The organism is Asticcacaulis sp. AC402 (genome assembly GCF_000495835.1).
Lineage (GTDB): Bacteria > Pseudomonadota > Alphaproteobacteria > Caulobacterales > Caulobacteraceae > Asticcacaulis.
Genome location: NZ_AWGC01000017.1, coordinates 87462 through 101009, shown reverse-complemented (window position 1 = coordinate 101009; position 13548 = coordinate 87462). Strand labels below are relative to the sequence as shown.

At 54.5% G+C, this 13548-nt stretch carries 13 protein-coding genes; 2 read left to right on the top strand and 11 right to left on the bottom strand.

Features of this window, described 5'->3' with window-relative positions; genetic code table 11:
* The first annotated feature begins 5 nt into the window (after nt 1-5).
* Together ABAC402_RS31160 and ABAC402_RS31155 are read left to right on the top strand one after the other, a co-directional pair.
* Nucleotides 6-1670, top strand: a complete 1665-nt coding sequence (locus ABAC402_RS31160; protein ID WP_082179928.1) for a family 43 glycosylhydrolase — start codon at nt 6-8, stop codon at nt 1668-1670.
* A 91-nt stretch (nt 1671-1761) separates the two neighbouring features.
* Nucleotides 1762-2814, top strand: coding sequence for an ankyrin repeat domain-containing protein (locus ABAC402_RS31155; protein ID WP_023449706.1), 1053 nt, complete (start codon nt 1762-1764; stop codon nt 2812-2814).
* A 1-nt stretch (nt 2815) separates the two neighbouring features.
* Here ABAC402_RS31155 and ABAC402_RS39265 read toward each other — a convergent pair whose 3' ends face one another.
* From ABAC402_RS39265 to ABAC402_RS39260, 11 genes are all read right to left on the bottom strand, one after another.
* A complete protein-coding gene (locus ABAC402_RS39265; protein WP_023449705.1) occupies nt 2816-4324 on the bottom strand; it encodes a calcium-binding protein in 1509 nt (502 codons plus the stop codon).
* Between the two features lie 183 nt (nt 4325-4507).
* Nucleotides 4508-5641, bottom strand: coding sequence for an alpha/beta hydrolase (locus ABAC402_RS0120215; RefSeq protein WP_082179926.1), 1134 nt, complete (start codon nt 5639-5641; stop codon nt 4508-4510).
* Entirely contained in the window at nt 5638-5994 is a 357-nt protein-coding gene (locus ABAC402_RS31150; RefSeq protein WP_023449703.1) for a hypothetical protein, read from the bottom strand. Before ABAC402_RS31150 ends, ABAC402_RS0120215 begins: the two co-directional genes overlap by 4 nt.
* A gap of 32 nt (nt 5995-6026) precedes the next feature.
* Nucleotides 6027-6434, bottom strand: a complete 408-nt coding sequence (locus ABAC402_RS0120210) for a hypothetical protein (RefSeq protein WP_023449702.1) — start codon at nt 6432-6434, stop codon at nt 6027-6029.
* 263 nt (nt 6435-6697) lie between these two features.
* On the bottom strand, nt 6698-7450 hold the full coding sequence (locus tag ABAC402_RS31145) for a hypothetical protein (RefSeq protein WP_023449701.1): 753 nt from the start codon (nt 7448-7450) through the stop codon (nt 6698-6700).
* Between the two features lie 204 nt (nt 7451-7654).
* Nucleotides 7655-8590 (bottom strand): formylglycine-generating enzyme family protein, encoded by a 936-nt coding sequence (locus ABAC402_RS31140; protein WP_023449700.1) that lies wholly within the window; start codon nt 8588-8590, stop codon nt 7655-7657.
* A gap of 10 nt (nt 8591-8600) precedes the next feature.
* Nucleotides 8601-9011: a hypothetical protein gene (locus ABAC402_RS40870; RefSeq protein WP_155847381.1), complete on the bottom strand. Its 411-nt coding sequence runs from the start codon at nt 9009-9011 to the stop codon at nt 8601-8603.
* A gap of 122 nt (nt 9012-9133) precedes the next feature.
* Complete coding sequence (locus ABAC402_RS31130) at nt 9134-9964, bottom strand: type 1 glutamine amidotransferase domain-containing protein (RefSeq protein WP_052025317.1); 831 nt, start codon at nt 9962-9964, stop codon at nt 9134-9136.
* 40 nt (nt 9965-10004) lie between these two features.
* Nucleotides 10005-11804: an arylsulfatase gene (locus ABAC402_RS31125; RefSeq protein WP_082179925.1), complete on the bottom strand. Its 1800-nt coding sequence runs from the start codon at nt 11802-11804 to the stop codon at nt 10005-10007.
* A gap of 57 nt (nt 11805-11861) precedes the next feature.
* Nucleotides 11862-12521 (bottom strand): 2-hydroxychromene-2-carboxylate isomerase, encoded by a 660-nt coding sequence (locus ABAC402_RS31120; RefSeq protein WP_031235615.1) that lies wholly within the window; start codon nt 12519-12521, stop codon nt 11862-11864.
* A 19-nt stretch (nt 12522-12540) separates the two neighbouring features.
* Entirely contained in the window at nt 12541-13488 is a 948-nt protein-coding gene (locus ABAC402_RS39260; RefSeq protein ID WP_023449695.1) for a hypothetical protein, read from the bottom strand.
* Nucleotides 13489-13548: the final 60 nt, after the last annotated feature.

Below are 13548 nucleotides of genomic sequence, written 5' to 3'. Positions count from 1 at the left end.
CGGACATGACCTTTAACCGACGTATGGCGCTGGGTGGGATGGGCCTCATGGCGAGTCTCCTGGCGCGGCCTGCAGTGGCTGAACAAACGCCTAAATCCGAGCAGGCTAAGTCACCTTCTAGCCCTGGCCGCCCCCCGAGGGCGACGGAACCAAACCCCGGACAATTTGCCGACAACTGGCGTCGCGGGCCAGAAGGCAACCGGCTGGCTGATACGGGTAAAGGGACCTTCCTCAATCCGATTTTAGCCGGCGATCGACCTGATCCCACGCTTCTCAGAGACGGCGACACCTACTATGCGACCTTTTCATCCTTTGACGCGCACCCCGGTCTCGTTATCTGGGCGTCTTCGGATCTGGTGAACTGGTCGCCGGTCACCAGCGTTCTGCGTGAATATATTGGCAGTGTTTGGGCTTCAGATCTCTGTAAACATGACGGAAAGTACTTTATCTACTTCCCCGCCGGCGGAAAGATTTTCGTTACCCATGCTGAAAAGATTACGGGCCCCTGGTCTGATCCCATTGATTTACAAATCCCCCGAATAGATCCTTGTCATGTGGTCGGGGAAGACTCCAGGCGGTATCTTTTTACGAATGAGGGGGATCGTGTAAAACTCTCCGACGATGGTTTGTCAACCGATGGTCCGATAGAGCACGTTTATGACGCTTGGACCTATCCGGACACTTGGGATGTGGAAGGGTTCTTCCCGGAAGGCCCCAAACTCGTGCGGCACGGTGAATTTTTCTACATGATTGTGGCCGTCGGCGGAACCGCTGGACCGCCGACGGGACATATGGTTGCCGTTTCGAGATCCCGTTCGGTTCACGGTCCGTGGGAGCATGCCCCTAATAACCCCGTCGTTAAAACCCAATCGGCTGCCGAGAAATGGTGGAACAGAGGCCACGCGACTCTGTTTGAAGGGCCCGAGGGGCAATGGTACCTTGTCTATCATGGTTATGAAAACGGTTATCGGACCCTCGGACGCCAGATGTTGCTGGAGCCCGTCCGATGGCGTGATGACGGTTGGTTTGAATCCGCGCATCCGGACCTCTCCACACCCATTCCTTTTGCCACCAAAGCGAATTCGGCGCCACTTACCCAGTTAAGCGATGACTTTTCAGCGGCCCGATGGGGCACGCAATGGAGTCTTCAAGGTGGGGACCGAAACGAGTTTAAGGAACGGGTTCGATTAGGTAACGGCGGGGTGGTGCTTAAGTCGAAAGGGGAAACGCCAAATCAAACCGCACCCTTGACCCTGATTACGGGAGATCTTGCCTACGGATGCGAAATCGAGATTGAGCGCGACGCCGGGGCAGAGGCAGCTTTGCTTCTATGGTATAACAAATCGCTCTTCTGCGGTATGGGCATTGGCGAAGGGTTTCATTCAATGTACCGGGGTGGAACCCAATGGAAAATCGAGACGTACCTAAAATGGGTGCCGCCGCAGCCAAAACTCGGCCGTCGTTTTTTTATGAGACTTGAAAACGACCACCATACTGTACGCATACACTACAGTCCGGACGGTCAAACCTGGACGAAATTTTTTATGGGGTTTGATGTCTCCGGGTATCATTTAAATGTGGCGGGCGACTTTCTGAGTTTAAGGCCGGCGTTGGTCGCCTTGGGTAGTGGCGAGGTGGTCTTCAGAAACTTCAAGTATTACGGTCTTTAACAAGAACGTTCTCCCGTGCTGACAAAAGCAGGCGTCTCGCTATCCGCGTGACGCCTGCTTTTGTCGCGCGATGTTTTCCGGGAAGAAGAACATGGCTAAGCCCAAAAAGAAACAATTGCCCAAGACCTTCGAAGACCTGCTGAAGGCCAGCGATATCGAAGCCCTCAAGGCCGTGTTCGACACACATGAGCTCGACGCTCGCGGCGGCTATACCAAACACACAGCCCAGGCCTATGGCGACTGTCCAGACGAGTTGACCCGCTGGCTGGTCGCAAAGGGGGCCGACCTGATGGCGACCGACACCTACGGCGATACGCCGCTGCATGCCCGCGCCGGAAGCTGGCAAGGCCATGTCGAAATCCTTCTGGAACTGGGTGCCGATGTCCACCATGCCACCGGCTTACACGGCACCCCGCTTCATGTCGCAGCCACCAGATACAGACCCGAAAGCGCCCGAACCTTGCTGAAATACGGTGCGCGCGTTGACGCCCTGGACCGTGAGAACGTGACACCGCTGGAGCGGGCGCTACGGTGGTGCCAGAACACTCAGATTGAAGCCATGGCGGAACTGGCCGGTATCCTGTTGGTTCACGGTGCCCGGGTTACGCCCGAGATCAAGACCTGCGTCACACGTATCGGCGGAAACTTCGAATTCCACCGTAGCAGTTTTAATCCGGAGCTCCTTGAGACGACCAGTAACGCCCTCGAAACGCTATATCGGCTACACGACGTTCCATCAGTGCCGCGCCGCCGGCTGCACGACGGCACATCTCCCATTATCGCGAAGGCCGCACGCTGGCAGGACCGGCATGAGGAACTTTGGGAAATGCTGATCCCTTCCAAAGGTCCAGCCGCTACGGTCCAGGGTGAAGTCCTGCGCATCGGTAGCCGCATCGTCGACGAACTGGACCGCAACGGCGGCGTCAATTGGGATGCGAACTACCGTAAGATGGCCCAGAGCTACGCGCGGCACGTTGCGTCCGGCGCTTCCCTTCCCGAAACTATGCTCAGCGAAGTGCGTGATATCGTGGCCCGTCTGAACGGCCAACAGGAGGGGCCTCAGCGGCTGTGCGAACTAGCCGTCGAATGGATTTCTCGCAATCCGGTCCCGGTCAAACTCCCCAGGCCGGACTACAATCGCTGACCTACCACACGATATGACTGAGCACATCCACCTGGGCCGCATTTAGCACTGTCACGACATTCCCGCTGCCGAAGTCGATGACCACATTCAGCCCCACCTGAGTCACCAAACCTTCGTTGGCCACACCATTGGTATAGGCGTTGACGTCGATCATATCCCCTTCAACCGCGCTGAAGTCGGTCACCGTATCCGCCCGGCTTGCCACCCCGAACAGAAAAGAGTCTGCGCCCAGCCCGCCGGTCAGGGTGTCATTCCCGCCCAGACCGTTCAACACATTGGCGCCGCCATTGCCGACCAGGACATTGCTCACCCCATTGCCCGACGCGTCGATGTCCGCCGAACCCGTCAGCCACAGCTCCTCGGCATGGCGCCCGGTCAGGGTGTAGGTCGCCGACGCATACACCACGTCATAGCCCTCTCCACTCGCCTCGACCACCTTGTCGCCAGAGCTCTGAACATAATAGGTGTCATCCCCCAGCCCACCGGTCAACGTGTCGTTACCCACCAGCCCGTCCAGCACATTATTTCCGGAATTGCCGGTCAGCCTGTTGCCGACGCCATTGCCGGTCGCATTCAGGTCCGCCGTCCCCGTCAGGATCAGGTTCTCGACCACCGTCCCGACCAGCACATAGCTGACCGACGCATAGGCCAGGTCCGTCCCCTCACCGGCCAGTTCGAAGATCCTGTCACCGGTTTCATCGATGTAGTAGGTGTCGTTGCCCAGTCCGCCGGTCATGTAGTCGCCGCCGGTGGCTCCATCCAGCACATTATTGCCGCTGTTGCCGATCAACTGGTTGTGCGAGCTATTGCCGGTGGCATTGATATCGCCCGTTCCGGTCAGGGTCATCCGTTCGACATGGTCGCTGAGCGTGTAGCTCACACCTGCCCGGACCAGGTCATCGCCCTGACCAACTACCTCGATGACAATGTCGGACGCGGAATTGACGATATAGGTATCCCAACCGGCGGCGCCCATCATGGTGTCGCTGCCGTCACCGCCGTCAAGAAGATTGGAACTGTTATTGCCAGTCAGGCTGTTGGCCGAGGCGCTGCCGGTCCCGTTGATGTTGGCGATGCCGATCAGAACCAGGTGTTCGAGATGAGTGCCCGCCAGCGAAAAGGTGATGGAAGCCTGGACGACATCCGTACCCTGGCCGCTCTGTTCGTCGATCACATCACCGACAGCATTGACGACATAGGTATCATTGCCTGTCCCGCCGGTCAGGCTGTCGTCACCGAAGCCACCATTCAGCACGTCGTGGCCTGTCCCGCCCCACACCATGTCGTCGCCTTCGCCGCCATTTAACGTGTCGCTGCCGGTCTCGCCATAGATCTGGTCGTTGCCGCCTTCGCCTGCGATGGAATCCTGCCCGCCGCCCCCGTCGAGCAGGTCATCGCCCTCGCGGCCTTCGATCGTATCGCCGCTGCCCCCACCGACATAGCTATCGTTGCCGGGGCCACCGGTCCAGATGGCTGCGATTACGCTTGTACTGGAGCCACGACTTGCCATGTGTTTCTCCCGGGATTTTGCGGGAAGATAGTCAGATACTGCGACATCGCGCAAGGAGATAGGGATGACGGCAAGCCCAATGTAACGATATCGAGTTTCAGGGGCAGCGTATGGGGAGCACTTCAGCTAACGACAAGTCCCATCAATTAATGTGACTCAAGCTTTGTCCCCTCGCGCCGACAACTATTCCTTCTCAGAGAGCTTGGCGACCCCCATGCCGAGCGTCACAATAACGGCCCCAGCCAATTCTCCGACAGATGTTCGTTCAGATTTCGCGACGGCATCATCTTTCAGGGTCTGGTTCGCAAACTGAAGCATTTCTTCACTTTCTGCGAACTTTGAATGACGCGCTCCGCCGCCGCCGGAGACCTTTGAGAGGTCAATAACACGGATGCCCGGAGTTGCCTGGATCCTTGATTTGTAGGGCTCCTGAGAGGGATCTAGGGCCCCAAGCCGCTGCTCACCGCGGGCAAGCATTTTTGACAGCCTCAGAGCGCGATCATCTGCCGATACGATAAACGTAAAATACGGTCTTTCCTGTCCAAGGCTGGTAAATTGCTGCTCGAAAACATCCAGATCCAGATCCGGTGCGGCGAGAATCACGTCCGATACCTTTGCCGAGACGCGACCATGTCGGATACTCATCTGGCGCAGCGTCTCCATTGTCACATAACTGCCCATGGAGTGGGCCAAAATGGTTATTTGAGAAACCTTGTCACTCTCGATCGCCTCAGTAAGAACCATTTCCAATGCATCACGGGAGTAGGTCGCGCTTTCCCGGTCATAAAGATATCCCATTAGCTCTCCGCCGGATGGCCAGGAGAACAGCACTGGAGCCGCGACAACGGGCAGGTCTTCGGAAATTTGGGCCAGACGGAATACTGCATCAGCAAACTGGGTGTTGTAGCCGTGAACAAAGATCAACAAGCGTCCATCTGTCTCTTGACGACCAAACCACGCCCACGCTTCTTCTGGTGTAGCCGGCTTGACGCTTACGGCCGCGAATTCCTTTTGCGGATCCGACTTGCTGTCAGAGGGCCATTCCAACCTGCCGGGCTGGTGTGCAGGTGGAACTGAAACCTGAATAATTCTGCCAGATATTCCGGGGCTGCGCTCACCTGTGTAGATTTGGCCCGGCAAATCAGAAGGCTGCCGTGTCGAAATCGCCAGAATATCGACCGTCTTTGCACCTTCGGGGGCCGTTCCAATAGGCATTAACAATGATGGCGTGCGTGCAGCACAGCCCCCTAGGAGAAGTGCGCCCGTAATCACGATTGCCGGTAGTGCGCGTTGTAACCGTGATGGCATAGCGATCATGATGGCAGCCCTTCAGCGTTTTGGGAGGTCTGAATAGCGTCTTTCGTCTGACACTGGATTTCAATATCCGTTATTCGGGCCTCAAGCTCAGATTGCGTTCGACCCGACAAGATTTGCGCATTGTCTTTGTAAGCCCCCTTAGCCGCCCCTACGACAGCTCCGATAGGCGTTGCCGTTTGCAGGACCGACTTTGCCCGTTCGCCGCGAGACGGCATGGCAGCTTTGAGCGCGGTGATCTGTTCATCGGCTTTGGCACAGTCTATGTTTTGGGCCAGCAGCAATGCCCGCTCGTCATGGCTGGCCGTCGCACAGCCTGCTAGTGAAGCGATAAGCAGTAACGGAAGCAATTTCATTTGAATTACAGCCTTTTTCTAATCGAGGTAATCTAAAATTTGGTACTAGAGCCAGCTGAATTCGTATTCGAGCGGCTCATACGCCAGTGGTTTAGCGCGAAGACACTTGTTGCAGTGGCTTCGACCAGAACCATATCAACAGGGAGATCGGCGTTATGTGCGAGATAGGCCGTAACGCGACCGACCATGGCAAATACCAGCAAGAGGATCGCCGCCAAAACCCAGGGCCTCGCCCCAGATATCAACCCGATCAGCGCGGTTGCGCCCAAGGTTAAAAAGAATGAGGCAAGGTCGGCAATTTGCGTGCTGAGCCCGGTTCCCATCATCAAGTCCATGCGAAAACTTTGCGCAGCAAGTTGTGGCGCGATTAACCATGCCAGGCCCACCAACACAAAGCCTGAGGCAAAGATAGCGCCAGTGAGTTTTATGATCCTGTCCATCTTGATCCCTCGCTAGAGCGAGATGGCTTTAGGTAGAATCACCATCTCGCTCTAAGTTTTTGTTTTGTCGCGCAATTTATCCGAAAACGGGAGCGCCCGTGCGGGTGCGTCACACTTTATCGGATTGCGCTCTAGCCAGGCGACACGGGCGCGCTATTCGATAGGCTCGCACCAGATAGACGCTCTAACTCTTTGCTTTTAAAGGCTTCTGGTAGCGTTGCCCTAGACGCCTGCGCAAAGCGTCACACTTCATGGAGCGAGTTCTAGAACTTCGCCTGCAAACCCAGGAATGGGCCCGACACTTCAGATTTTACATCTGCGTTGCCAAAGACTCTTTCAATTGACATGTGACGGTAGCCACCAATCATTGACCATCGGTCATCAAAACGATAGCCGAGGCTTCCGGCGACCTGCCATGTCAAATCGGACGAGTCTCCGAGCCCGAAACCTCCGACATCGGCATAGGCAACGCCGTACCAGTTGTCGTTGAAGGCTTTTGTTATCCTCGCCGCGACGAGAACATCGGCCCATCCCCCTTCGTTATTGAAAGTGGCATCTGGCGTGCTGCCTTGTCCCGCGAGGTGCGTATCAATCGACAGATCGAGGTAACGCAATCCACCCCCGACATCGAGCCGCAAATCTTCAGTGTCAACCACAGCATAGGTGGCATAGGCACTGGCCAGGGCCAGCTTTGAGTCTATCTCGGCTTCACTGTACGGCAATCCTACAGGTGGCTCCGTTTCAACACCGATATCGAAATATTGTACGTCACCAATAAGCGACAGGCGATCCTTGCGGGCTTCGAATGCGCCAAGAAAAGCGATATCCAGAGTCTCGAGTATCTCTTCAAACTCCGCCTCGCCTTCAACAACCCCGACGGGCGTCACAATCTCCGATGACACCCCCGGAAACCATCCGTACAACGTGGCTGTGTAATCCCATTGGCTTTGCGCGGCAGCTGCTCCCGGCATGATCAAGGCGATAGCGGCTAATGTCGGCACCCAATTTAGTGACATTTTCTATGCTCCCGGCCGCTTTACCTCACATCACGCAAGGCTCAACCCATTGCTGCGGCTTCGCAGTCAAATTAGTACCAGAGGACCAAACCCAACGGACAGCTCAACTCAGGCCAAAGATCATTCACTTCTGACCAACGCCAAGCTTATTCGTCTTGCTCAAGTTTTAACATGAAGTGCGCTTGGCTCTTTGTCGCTTTATTGTCATTTCGGACCTTCCAAGACTATACGAAATCCGACATGTGAGGTGCTGAAATTCGGTTCGACGCTATCACGTGCGGCCACTCGGTATCGGCGACAATAGTTATCACTACAAAGAAAGGAGCCACCTTTGATGGTGAAACGCGGCACGCCGCTGGCAAACGGGCTCTCGGTCCACTCCCAAACATTGCCGATCAGGTCATAGGCACCGGTCAGTGCAGGCTCAAAGCAGCCGACGGGCGCAATTCCGGCAAATCCGTCCTCGCCGGTGTCCTCCAACGGAAAGAGACCCGTCCATATGTTTGCGCGTGCCCTCCCATACCGGTCCACCAGCCCCGATTTCGGATCGCCAGGATCAAACAAACCGATACTGGCAGCATATTCCCACTCGACCTCGGTTGGAAGACGTCCACCAGCCCATTTGGCATATTCGCGTGCATCATTTAGACTGACGTGAACGACGGGGTGGAGTGAACGGCCGTCCAGTGTGGAGCCGGCGCCCTCGGGCGATTTCCAGTTCGTCTTGGAGTCTATCCGCCACCACGACATCAGGTTTTGCGGTTTAGAGGTCGTTTGAAAAAGGGCTGACCCACCATTGCGTTCGGCTTCTGTGACGTAACCAGTGGCTTTGACGAATTCTGCGAATTGGCTATTGGTTACTTCGTGCGCTTGAAGGCGAAAAGGTGAGACAAATATCCGACGCGGAGGCCCTTCTTCGGCATAGAGCGGCTCCGCCCCCATGATGAAGCCGCCGCCTGGAATGTTGATGAATTGACCCAAAGCACTTTGTCGAAGTTGACAGGATTTAGCATCCAAGCTTCTCTGCGCCCCTCCCCAAAGCATGATCCCAAACAATGTTGTAATGGTCCCGGCAATAAAAACCACAACCATAAGAGCGTAGGGCGTCCGGCTAAGAAGATTCAAAAATCCCATTTTCATACCAGGTGCCTCAATGGATTGTATACTTAAGTAAAGCCAATGCAGCACCAATGCTTCCCACAAAAGTTGCGCCAGCAAGGGGCATCCATGATCTTGGCCTGATGGCCCACCCCGCCCGTGCCCCAATAATAATGAGAATAGCAATACAGTACACTTGTGCGCTGAATACAGCATAGCTGTATTTGTACAGGCCAAGTCCGAAAACCAAAATCAGAAGTGTGGGAGGCGTTGCAACGATAAGAGAGGGGAGAGATTGTGCCCAGGCCATTTTCATTGCGCTGAAAGTTAGAATCCGATCGCCCGTGCGGATGGCATTCGCTAAAACTTCAGAAAAGGCGCGCGCCAGCGTCACCGCAAGCATTGTGCCAAACAGAACGACAGCCGGCCGTAGTGTAATCTGCGCCCTGTCGCCAATAGCCATCAGCAGGCTCAATACAATGATAGAGCCATAGATTATGCCGACAGCCGCAGAGTCTATGACTTGCCAATTCGGACGCATATTGAATCGTATGTACATGTCTGACCATCGAGCCTTGATGACCGCTACGTCATTTTTTTATCATTTCTAATCTTTTCGAGTATCCGGTGAGCTGTTTCATAGCCACTATTTTGATTTTGGCCTGTGATTAAATTTCCATCTACAGAGGTATGCGTCATGAATGGATCGAGCCAGCCATGCTTGCACTCAAATACTGCACCTGCTTTTCGCAGCTCCTCTTCCGGGTGCTTCGGTGTAATGGCGATGCCGAACGTATTAATCTGATTATTAGTCACGCCCGTAACTCGCCGCCCCTTGACCAGAAGTTCACCATCAGTGCCCTTTGCACTGCAAAGACCAAGGGCTCCATGGCACACCGAGCCGAGTATTTTGCCTTGAGCGTTGGCCCGAGTGACAAAATCGGCCAGGTCATCACTTTGCATCAGGTCATAGGCCGCCCCCCACCCCCCTGCCATAAAGATGACGTCATAGTCGTCGGGGTTCATTTCAGCTATATTTTTGGAATTGTTGAACTTTTGCATGGCATCGTTATCAGCCTTGAAGCGTCGATCATCGTCACAAATCAGAGGCCATACCCAAGATTCAGGCTGGATTGGGATTTGGCCGCCCCTGGGAGAGGCCATGTCTACATCCATACCCGCATTGATAAAGGCGTAGTAGGGAACGGTGAATTCTGATCCGAAAGCACCTGTGGGTCTGTTTGTCGGATCAAGGCGGTTGTGGTTTGTACAAATGATTAATGCCCGACTTCCCTTGAGGTCAAACGGAGGAATATCATAATGTCGATGTAGCCCAAGGGCCTGTAAAAGACGTGGTAATAAAAAATAAACCGAGGTCGCAGCCGCAGCCGCACCAAAAACTGTTATTAAAAGCATGTCTCTCCTCGTCATCATAGTCATCCATCTTCGCAAAAATCTAACTTAAGGAGTCTACATCTCTTCTTGAAAATAAATTTCTTTTATGAAATGCAATTATTAAACTGAATATAAAGAAAATTAGCCCGCCAATTGCAAATATAAAACCCATCATATATGGCCAATACTTAGAAACAGACTTTTTAATCAAATTTTTCTCTAGGAGTTTAAAGGCGCTTTCATCTTCACTAATCTCTAATACTCCAACACGCTGAGCATAGGTTTCATATTCAGCGAGCATGTCTTTGAACAGGTCTGGATTGTCATTTGACAGATCCGTTGTTTCGCCTGGATCCAAAGATATGTCATAAAGGCGCCATGTGCTGTCGCCATTCGGTGGCGTATTGCGGGTAATTTTCCACTTGCCGCGATACAGAGCTGCATTGCCGCTGACCTCAAACGCAAAGCTCTCATCGTCTTTGTATGTCGTATCAGAGTTTCCCGACAGCATAGGAAGCACGCTTTTGCCATAGAATTGGTCAGGCTCATAAGGCAAATCCGCCGCATCCAGGATGGTAGGAACCAAATCAGCCACATGCACGGGGGCATGTTTGACGCCCACATCGGCAATGCCCGGACCCGCGATGACAAAAGGAACCCTTAAAGCGCCTTCGCTACCGTAGAACTTATAAAGGTCAAAAGGCGCAGACAGGACTGAAGCCCATTCTGGACCAACGGCCGTGACGCTGCGGCGTTGTCCGAGGTTTTCGTAGGACGTATCAAACCTTTCGATCATTTTGACGGCATCTAGGGCGAGGTTTGCTGGTCCCTCCATAGATGTCTGTCCAGACTCAGCCCCGTTATCTGACAGAACCACAACAATGGTGTTTTCCAATTGTCCGTTTTTTTTCAAGTAGTCCAGGAGCCGCCCTATGTGATAATCAGCGGCCTCCATCATGCCAGCGTTCACTTGCATCGAGCGCGCCGCATAGGCTTTCTCGTTGGGCGAAAGGTCATCCCAGGGGCGATGCGTCTCGGGCACAGGCGCGAGTTTGGTTTCAGGCGGGACTAATCCAAGGGCAATCGCGCGCGTTAACTGCTCCTGGCGCATGACGTCCCACCCCCTGTCGAACACGCCCTCGTAGCGGTCAACATATTCGGTCGGGACCTGGATCGGCATATGGGCCGCCTGCAGAGAGAGATAGGCGAAAAAGGGCCTATCAGGGTCCCCAGCGCCCACATACTCAATCATTTTGTCAACAAGCGTGCGCGAGGAGTAGAAGTCCTCCGGCAAGTTGACGGGCTTGCCGTCCTCAAACCATTCGACCGAATGGGAACCCGGAAGATAAGGCTTGGCATCGTAATTGCCCCCTCCCGTTGCATCCATGACGTATGAACGTTGGAAGCCAAACTTGTGCGGCAGGTTCGCGCCGACCTCTCCGATACCCCACTTACCCGTCACATAGGTTTGGTAGCCCCCCCGAGACAACATGGTCGCGATGGTCTGCTGATTGGCATGCCAACGCATAGAGTATCCGGGTGCCCCACGCATACGCTCCGTCGTCGTTTCAACGAGCGTTCCCATACCAACTTCGTGATTGTCCTTTCCGGTCATCAGCATAGCCCGTGTCGGGCCGCAAAAAGGTGACGTGTAATAGCGAGACAATAGAGCGCCGCGCTGCGCGATCGAGTCAATCCGGGGCGTTCTGGCATCACTGCCGTAGGCGCCAATGCCGGAGAAACCCACATCATCAAACAGAACGACCAAGACGTTTGGTTTCTTGTCTTTTGCGAGCGCAGGCGTAGAAGCACACGCCATTGCCAAAAGAACAGGTAAGGCCACTTTTACGATATATTTCATGACATTGTCCTAGATTTCTGTGTGGAGCTTACGGATCGACGAGACCACAGTGACGCGTTACGTGATTGGCATTGCTGGGCGTCTCGCAACACCTGATCGCTCTAAACGCCATCGGAGAGTCTCAATGCGGTCCTGGCCGAAAAAGGGCTCTCCCTCGAAAACCATTGTCGGAACTCCCCAACCGCCCGCTGCATCCAGCGCGGTGTGGTTCGCGTCAATGATCCTAGTCACCTCGTCCGGATCGAGCATTGACTCCATTTCGACCAGATCGAGCCCTGCCAGGGCTACCGCATCCGCGAGTTTAGCCCCCTGGTCCCAACCGGCTTCACCGCCCCAGATCAGATGCGAAACTTGGAACGCGAACTCGAGACCTTTTCCGCGACGCTCCGCCTCGATGCCCAGTCCCGTCAAACGATAAATATAGGGCTGCTTCTCTGAGATCTTTAAGGTCGACAGATCCTGCACAATCGGGTCCGGTGAGGGCATTGCTATCTTCATACCGAGAAATTCTGCCCGGCGAGCCGCGTCCATAACAATGTAGCGGACTTTGTGAGGGCCTTCTGTGAACAAGACTTCCTTGGCACGCAACGCGATCGGCAATACCGGTCGTAAAGTCACGTCAATATCGAAGTTTTCACGCAAGCGAATAAGATCGGGCGTAACAAGATAGGAATAGGGACTACGAAATGACCAGAAAACATCAACCTGACTGCGCATCTTCATTTCCTCAAAAATTTTACTGAGTAATGGAAATCGACGTTTCGGGGTTCACATCATCTCTTGGGTCAATCAGGTATCCAGCAGGAAAATGAACGGCCTGGGCGCGTTCAACGCTACTCATGCAGAGCAAATGATTATTATCGCCATCATTGAGATCAGCAAGGGCGAAGGGCACCTTGTCAATCAACTGACCTTCTTGATTGAGTATTGAAACCTTATAACGGCTCCGCACGCTCTCATCGGCGTCCTTGCCGTCAATTTTTCTGATACCGCCGCCCCAGGTCACGCGAACCACCTGCTTCGTTCCGACCGGGCATCGGCTGCCCCCACCCCAGGGAAGGCGCGTCGCCTTCGTGCCTAACGCCCACTGCGCCTCAGGCACAATTTCAGCAAAAACAAGTGTCGGGCCGGCATTCAGCGGCGTGACTTCGACTTTGGTGCCTTTGAAGTTTATAGTGCCGTCCAGGGATAATACATTTCCGATGATCTCAACTGAGACGGGTTCATCATCCGCGCTGCCCAAGTCTCCAGCCAACAGGGCCGTACGCAGTTCGCCAGGGTCATCCGCTGGCGCCAGGGTCAGACAAGTGACAGGCTTGATGCGGCCGGAACGAGTCGTTACCCGTACATCACCTGGCTCAAGGGTCGTATGGTCAACTTCATGAGAGAAGATGATGGGCATACCGTCAGCCCCGCCTGCACCAACGCAAGCTACCCGGTCCGTATTTCGCTTCGGTAAGCCATTATCCAGTCCAAAAAAGGCCGAGATGAGCGTTGCGCCTCGCCCCTCGGCATGACGCGTGGCCATTATGTCTGTTCGGGTTGTGTCGCCTTGTGCATAGGCGTCCAACGTCCGCTTATACTGTGCAACCCCTTGAGCAAGACTCAGTTTGTCACACCCCGTTTGCGTTAAAGACAACGCCAGCGCCGAGCATAGCAACAGCACGCTGCGATTATTTTTCATAGATGCGCTCCCCGACCTTAGCCCTAACCTCAACGTAACCCGTCGACACATGCGCGCTTG

Coding starts and splice junctions, on each gene's coding strand:
- ABAC402_RS0120215 (WP_082179926.1), bottom strand. CDS start 5,641: ATGATCGCTATGCCATCACGGTTACAACGCGCACTACCGGCAATCGTG.
- ABAC402_RS40870 (WP_155847381.1), bottom strand. CDS start 9,011: ATGGCTATTGGCGACAGGGCGCAGATTACACTACGGCCGGCTGTCGTT.
- ABAC402_RS31125 (WP_082179925.1), bottom strand. CDS start 11,804: ATGAAATATATCGTAAAAGTGGCCTTACCTGTTCTTTTGGCAATGGCG.
- ABAC402_RS31150 (WP_023449703.1), bottom strand. CDS start 5,994: ATGAAATTGCTTCCGTTACTGCTTATCGCTTCACTAGCAGGCTGTGCG.
- ABAC402_RS0120210 (WP_023449702.1), bottom strand. CDS start 6,434: ATGGACAGGATCATAAAACTCACTGGCGCTATCTTTGCCTCAGGCTTT.
- ABAC402_RS31120 (WP_031235615.1), bottom strand. CDS start 12,521: ATGCGCAGTCAGGTTGATGTTTTCTGGTCATTTCGTAGTCCCTATTCC.
- ABAC402_RS31160 (WP_082179928.1), top strand. CDS start 6: ATGACCTTTAACCGACGTATGGCGCTGGGTGGGATGGGCCTCATGGCG.
- ABAC402_RS31130 (WP_052025317.1), bottom strand. CDS start 9,964: ATGCTTTTAATAACAGTTTTTGGTGCGGCTGCGGCTGCGACCTCGGTT.
- ABAC402_RS31140 (WP_023449700.1), bottom strand. CDS start 8,590: ATGAAAATGGGATTTTTGAATCTTCTTAGCCGGACGCCCTACGCTCTT.
- ABAC402_RS31145 (WP_023449701.1), bottom strand. CDS start 7,450: ATGTCACTAAATTGGGTGCCGACATTAGCCGCTATCGCCTTGATCATG.
- ABAC402_RS39265 (WP_023449705.1), bottom strand. CDS start 4,324: ATGGCAAGTCGTGGCTCCAGTACAAGCGTAATCGCAGCCATCTGGACC.
- ABAC402_RS39260 (WP_023449695.1), bottom strand. CDS start 13,488: ATGAAAAATAATCGCAGCGTGCTGTTGCTATGCTCGGCGCTGGCGTTG.
- ABAC402_RS31155 (WP_023449706.1), top strand. CDS start 1,762: ATGGCTAAGCCCAAAAAGAAACAATTGCCCAAGACCTTCGAAGACCTG.